This is a genomic window from Catenulispora pinisilvae, assembly GCF_015356865.1.
Taxonomy (GTDB): domain Bacteria; phylum Actinomycetota; class Actinomycetes; order Streptomycetales; family Catenulisporaceae; genus Catenulispora; species Catenulispora pinisilvae.
In genome coordinates this window covers 1-6,315 of record NZ_JAAFZA010000389.1, presented here as the reverse complement: position 1 = coordinate 6,315, position 6,315 = coordinate 1, and the positions used below count along the sequence as shown (strand labels likewise).

5 protein-coding genes are annotated in these 6,315 nt (G+C 70.6%); all 5 read right to left on the bottom strand.

Annotated elements, in window-relative coordinates; all coding sequences use genetic code 11:
* Positions 1 to 3 precede the first annotated feature (3 nt).
* From IZR01_RS47400 to IZR01_RS47380, 5 genes are read right to left on the bottom strand one after another with little or no spacing between them, the layout of a single operon-like run.
* On the bottom strand, positions 4 to 1,521 hold the full coding sequence (locus tag IZR01_RS47400) for an NADH-quinone oxidoreductase subunit N (protein ID WP_194927683.1): 1,518 nt from the start codon (positions 1,519 to 1,521) through the stop codon (positions 4 to 6).
* Position 1,522: 1 nt separating this feature from the next.
* Complete coding sequence (locus tag IZR01_RS47395) at positions 1,523 to 3,037, bottom strand: complex I subunit 4 family protein (RefSeq protein WP_194899451.1); 1,515 nt, start codon at positions 3,035 to 3,037, stop codon at positions 1,523 to 1,525.
* A 6-nt stretch (positions 3,038 to 3,043) separates the two neighbouring features.
* On the bottom strand, positions 3,044 to 5,200 hold the full coding sequence (locus IZR01_RS47390) for an NADH-quinone oxidoreductase subunit 5 family protein (RefSeq protein ID WP_194899450.1): 2,157 nt from the start codon (positions 5,198 to 5,200) through the stop codon (positions 3,044 to 3,046).
* Entirely contained in the window at positions 5,197 to 5,667 is a 471-nt protein-coding gene (gene nuoK / locus IZR01_RS54620; RefSeq protein ID WP_194899449.1) for an NADH-quinone oxidoreductase subunit NuoK, read from the bottom strand. The genes IZR01_RS47390 and nuoK overlap by 4 nt, the downstream gene beginning before the upstream one ends.
* A 1-nt stretch (position 5,668) precedes the next feature.
* Complete coding sequence (locus IZR01_RS47380; protein WP_194899448.1) at positions 5,669 to 6,259, bottom strand: NADH-quinone oxidoreductase subunit J family protein; 591 nt, start codon at positions 6,257 to 6,259, stop codon at positions 5,669 to 5,671.
* Between the last annotated feature and the right edge of the window lie 56 nt (positions 6,260 to 6,315).

Here is a 6,315-nt window from a genome sequence, read left to right as displayed (position 1 = left end):
CCCCTAAAACGCCCCCAGCGCCGACTGAGGCCACACCGAAAACACCACCGCCGCCAGCATCGTCAGCCCGATCGCGAACCGCAACGTCGCGGGCGAGCGCCCCACCGAGGCCGTGGCCGCGTCCGGGGCCGCGAACAGGCGCGCGGTCCAGCTCAGGTAGTAGTACAGCGCGATCACCACGTTCACGGCCATCACCACCGCCAGCCAGACCAGGTGCGATCCGGCTGCGGCGCCGAATACCGCCACCTTCGCGAACAGGCCCATCAGGCCTGGTGGCAGGCCCGCGAGGCAGAGTAGGAAGAAGGCCAGTGCCGCCGAGGCCAGCGGCCGGGTTTTCGCCAGTCCCCGGTAGGCGTCCAGGCTGGTCGCGTGCACGGAGTGGACCACTGCGAAGGCGCCGAGGTTCATCGCCGCGTACATGATGATGTATGCGACCGAGGCGTTGATGTGCTTCGTGTAGGACACCGAATCGTGGGCGGCGAGCGGTACCAGGATGTATCCGGCCTGGCCGATCGTGGACCAGGCCAGCAGGCGCACCGCGTCCTGTTGTCGCAGCGCCACCAGGTTGCCGAGTGACATGGTCAGCGCGGCCAGGACGGCGAGCAGCGGGCCGGTCTTGTCCAGCAGCGGGCTGAAAGCCGTGCCGGTCAACAGGATCAGCCCGGCGAAGCCCGCCGCCTTGGAGACCACCGACAGGTAGGCGGCGATCGGCACCGGTGCGCCGGCGTAGGTGTCCGGCGTCCAGAAGTGGAACGGCACCGCCGAGACCTTGAAGCCGAATCCGACCAGCGTCATCCCGACGCCGAGGTAGGCCAGGTGCCGCATCGGCCCGTTGGTCCCGCTCGACAACGCGTGCAGGTGCAAGGCGACCGGCGCGAAATGCACGTTGCCGGTGGCGCCGTAGACCAAGCTGATCCCGAACAGCATCACCGCCGTCGAGGCCACCGACACCAGGAAGAACTTCAGCGCCGCCTCAGAGGACCTGCCGCTCCACCGCTTCAGCCCGACGAGGGCGAAAGCGGGCAGGGACACCGTCTCCAGCGCGATGGTCAGTGTGATCAGGTCACGGGCCGCGGCCAGCACCAGCGCGCCGGCCACCGACGACAGCAGCAGGAAGTGGTACTCCCCGGTCGGGATCCGGTCGCGCTTCATCGACGCAGCCGACATCAGCACCACGATGAACGCCCCGGCCAGTGCGACGAACTGGAAGATCAGCGCGAACCGGTCGGCTACATAAGAGCACGTACTCGGCATCCCGTGCGGCTCGCCGGCCCCGAGGGAGTACAGCCCGGCGGCGCTCTGCGGCATGCAGAACGTCCCGGTCGTGCGGCCCGGCCACAACGCGATGTCCGGAGCCGCCGCCCCCGCCAGCACCACCAGCGACAGCCACGACACCAGCTGCTTGCGCCGCACCGGCAGGAACACCTCGGCCACCAGCACCGCCACCGCGCCGGCCGCGACGATCAGCGGCGCGGCGATCTGCGCGTACGAAACGTTCTGCACCAGGGAGGAGATCGCCACGTCAGACTCCCTTCATCAGGACACGGACAGCGGGATTGGTGATGCCCAACAGCAACGCCGGCCACAGCCCGGCAGCCAACGTCAGCAGAACCAGCGGAGTCCACGTCGCGGTCTCCACGGCGGTCAACTCGGTCACCGGTTCCTCGCTCTGCGTCGCGGCCGGCCCCATGCACACCCGGCGCACCACGGCCAACAGGTACGTCGCCGTCAACACCAGCCCGAGCGCCGCGATCGACGCCATGGCGATGTACGAACCCTGTGTCAGCCCGCTGCCCGGCTTGGTCGCCGAGAACAGCGCCAGCACCTCGCCCCAGAACCCGGCGAGCCCGGGCAGGCCCAGCGAGGCCATCGCCGCGAACGCGATCAGCGCCGCGTACTTCGGAGCCCGCCGATACAGCGCCCGCCCGATGTCGTCGAGCTTCGCCGAGTGCACCCGCACCTTGAGCCCGCCGACCAGGAAGAACAGCAGCCCGGTGACCAGGCCGTGGGCCACCGAGGCGAACAGCGCGGCGTTCATCCCGACCGTCGTCAGCGACCCGATCCCGAGCAGCACGAAGCCCATGTGCCCGATCGAGGAGTAAGCGATCAGCCGCTTCAGGTCCCCATCGGGCTTGCGCGCGATCGACAGACAGGCCAGCGACCCGTAGATGACGCCCACGACCCCGAACGCGGCCAGCGCCGGCGCGTAGGTCGGCGCGGCCTGCGGCAGGATCGGCACCGCGATCCGGACGAACCCGTACGTCCCCATCTTCAGCAGCACGCCGGCCAGCAGCACCGAACCCGTGGTCGGCGCGGCGGTGTGCGCGTCCGGCAGCCAGGTGTGCAGCGGGAACATCGGCGTCTTCACCGCGAATCCGAGCGCGATGAGCGCGAACGCCGTCAGGGCCGCGCCCTTCGGCACGTCGCCCCGCGCGTGCGCCGTCAGCCACGCCATGTCGAAGCTGTCGGCGTAGGCGTAGACCACCAGGAATCCGACGACCATCACGGCCGAACCGAGCAGCGTGTACAGAATGAACTTGTTCGCCGCGGCCTTCGCCCCGTCGGTGCCCCAGTAGGCGATCAGCGCCCACATCGGCAGCAGCACGATCTCGAAGAAGACGAAGAACAGGATCAGATCGGCGGCCAGGAACGTCCCGAGCATCCCGATCTCCAGGAGCAGCAGCACGGCGGTGTAAGACCGCTGACTCCCGCCCTCGGGCATGTGCCGGATCGAGTAGAAGAAGCACAGCGCCGACAACAGCGCGGTCAGCAGGACCAGCGGCAACGAGATGCCGTCGACGCCGAGCTGGAACCGGATGTGCAGCGCCGGGATCCAGTTCCAGTTCACAGACCCCTGATAGCCGGTCTTCGTGTAGTCGAAGGCGCAGGCGAAGGCGGCCGCCAGCACCAGCACGGCCGCGCCGGCGTAGAACCCCAGGCGCGTGGCCTGGCGCTCCACGGTGTCCCGCGGCATGAGGTAGAGCACTGCGATAGTGACGAGCGGGACGAGCAGCATCGCCAGCAGAAGGGCACCCATCGCGTCCTACCTTCCGAATCCGAGGGCGGCGGCGATGACGACGACTCCGGTCAGCACCCCGGTCAGGTAGAGCTGCACGTTGCCGGTCTGGAGCCGGCGCAGCCCCTCGCCCAGGAGCCGGGCCGCGTGGCCGCTGCCCCGGACGTAGCCGTCCACGACCTCGGTATCGAGGAATCCGACGGTGTCCGCGGCGATCTGGATCGGACGGACCACGACCGCGTCTTGGAGGTCGTCCGCACGGAAGCCGAGGAAGGCCGGCTTACGCAGCAATCCGAGGACGTGGTTCGGATCGGCGCCGGGCTTGGCGCGGGCGGCGGCGAAGACCACGCCGAAGCCGAGCGCCAGGGCGATCAGCGCCAGGATCGTCGAGAGCAGCGCGGGCGCCAGATGATAGGCGGCGGCAGGCTGGATGAGTTTGCCGGCCTTGGCGGCCGAGGCGCGGTAGGCGTTCCCGTCGGCGTCACCGAGCCACGAGGCGAACCATCCGAGGTTCAGGCCGACGAAGCCGAACGCGGTGGTGACAGCCGCGAGGACGACCAGCGGGAGGAGTTCGGCGCGGGGCGCCTCGGGGCGGCCGGCCCGCGCCTTGGCCGCGGCCTCTTGCGCCGCCGCGTCCTGCTCGCGGATCGACTCCGCGACGAGCGCCTCCAAGGCCCACTCGCTGGCGGCGGCGACCTCGGCCGCGGTCGGCGTCGCGGCTTCCTCCGCCGGCTCCGGCGGCTTCAGCTGGCGCTGCGAGATCTCCACGGCCGACCGGAACCAGCCGCGTTCCAGCGGGCCGAAGAGCATCCACCAGGTGCGCAGGGCGTAGGCGGCGGTGAGGAAGCCGGTCAGGAGCGTCGCGACCAGGACCAGCCAGCCGATGCCGGCCGGAGGCGTGATGCCGAGCAGCGATTTGGTCGGGCCGGAGTGCGTGGCCGTTTCGTAGGCCGCGCCGGCGATCGACTCCTTGGAGAAGAACCCTGAGAAGGGCGGGAAGCCCGCGAGCGCGGCGAGGCCGATCGTCATGGTGACGAAGGTGACGGGGAGTTTGCGGCGCAGCCCCTGGGTGTTGAGCTCGTCGACGTCTCCGGTGCCGGCCTTGTGGATGATGACGCCGGCGCCGAGGAACAGCAGGGCCTTGAATCCGCCATGGGACATCAGGTGGAACACCGCGGCGTCGCGGCCGCCGGCGGCCAGGGCCGCGACCATCAGCGCCAGCTGGCTGACCGTGGAGTAGGCGAGGATGCGCTTCAGGTCGCGCTGGGCGAAGGCGGACAGCGCGGCGGTCACGGCGGTGAGGCTGGCCGAGATCGCGAGGATCCACAAGGCGGCCGGCGTCACCAGGAACACCGGGTAGAGGCGGGCCACGACGTAGACACCGGCGGCGACCATCGTGGCCGCGTGGATCAGGGCGCTGATGGGAGTCGGGCCGGCCATCGCGTCCGGGAGCCAGGTCTGGAGCGGGACCTGCGCGCTCTTGCCCATCACCCCGCCGATCAGCAGGATCGCGCCGGCGGCGGTGTAGCCGTGGCCGCCCTGCTGGATCGCGTGCTGGAGGATCGGCTGGATGCGGAAGCTGCCCGCGCCGTGGGCCAGGAACAGGATGCCCAGCAGGAACGGGACGTCGCCGAATTTGGTGACCAGGAAGGCTTTGATGCTCGCGCTGCGGGCTTCGGGGCGTTCCCAGTGGTGGCCGATGAGGAAGTAGGAGCAGGCGCCCATGATCTCCCAGCCGACCAGCAGGACGAGGAGGTCGGTGGAGTAGACGACGACCAGCATCGCGGCGGTGAACAGGGAGATCATGGCGGAGTAGGAGGTGTAGCGCTCCTCGTGGGCCATGTAGCTGACCGAGTAGAGCTGGACCGCGGTGGCCACCACGCCGACCAGGACCGCGATCAGGGCGGCCAGGCCGTCGACGCGCGCGCCGAGCCAGATCTCGGGGCCGCCGGTCGCGGCGTAGCGGATGCGGGATTCGGTGGCGGCGCCGGTGCCGTGGCCGAAGAGGACGACGAAGGTGAGGACGGCTGCGGCGGCGATCGGGAGGACCGCTAGGGCCGGGACCGCTGCGCGGGCTCGGCTGCGGCCGTTCTGAGCGCGGCCTCGGTCGGAGAGGGAGACCCCCGCGAGGGCCGCGGCGGACAGGAGCGGGAGGAGGGGGATCCAGAGGGCGAGGGTGCTCACTTGGTCACCGCCTTCGGCGCCGGGGCGGTGGGCGCCGCGGCATTGCCCGCCGCGGCGTTGTCCGTCGAGGCGTTGTCCGTCGAGCCATCGCCCGCCGCCGTTCCGGCTTCGCTGCCTTCGCCGTCGGGTTGCTGCGGGACCCGCTTGAGGCCCAGGGCGCCGTCCTCGCCGAGTTCGCGGGCGTCGTCGATGGCCGCCGTGCCGCGGTTGCGGTACAGGAGCAGGACGATCGCCAGGCCCAGGCCGGTCTCGGCGGCGGCGACGGTGATCAGGAAGACGGTGAAGACCTGGCCCATGCCGTACTGGTCGCGCAGGAGGCTGGAGAAGGTGACCAGGTTGAGGTTGACGGCGTTGAGGAGGAGCTCGATCGCCATGAGGACGGCCACCGCGTTGCGGCGGGCCAGCAGGCCGTAGACGCCGACCGCGAAGAGGAGGGCGGCCAGGGTGAGGGGGTAGATGGCGTGCATGTCAGGCTTCGGCCTCCGTCGCTTGGGCCCGGGGGGTGCCTTCGGCGGCGTCCACGTCGTCCGACACGTCACGCCGGGACAGCACGATCGCCCCGACCAGCGCGGCCAGCAGCAGCACCGACAGGAGCTCGAAGGGCAGCACCCAGTAGCGGAACAGGCTGGTGCCGACGGCCTTCGCGGTGCCGTTCACGACCGCTTGGCGCGGGTCGAACCACGTGGTCCGCACGGCGTCGCCGATCACGCTGACCAGCACCCCGGCCGTCGCCAGCCCCACCACCGCGGCGGCCCAGCGGTTACCGGAGTCCAGCTCCGTGGTCCGCCCGATCGGCGCGCGCGTCAGCATCAGCCCGAAGAGCAGGAGCACCGCGACCGCGCCGACGTAGATCAGCACCTGCACCCACGCCACGAACTCGGCGGCGAGCAGCAGATAGCACCCGGCCAGCCCGCCCAGCGCGACGACCAGCCAGAGCGCGGCGTGCACGAGGTTGCGCACGGTCACGGTCAGGACGGCGGCGCCGAAGGTCAGCAGGCCGATCAGGATGAAGGTGATCTCGACCCCGGTGGTGGAGCCGAGGGCGCGGGTGGTGGTCATCCGGCGGCCTCCGGGGTGTCGGGGGCGCTGGGGTTTGCGCCGCCGGGGTCGGAGGC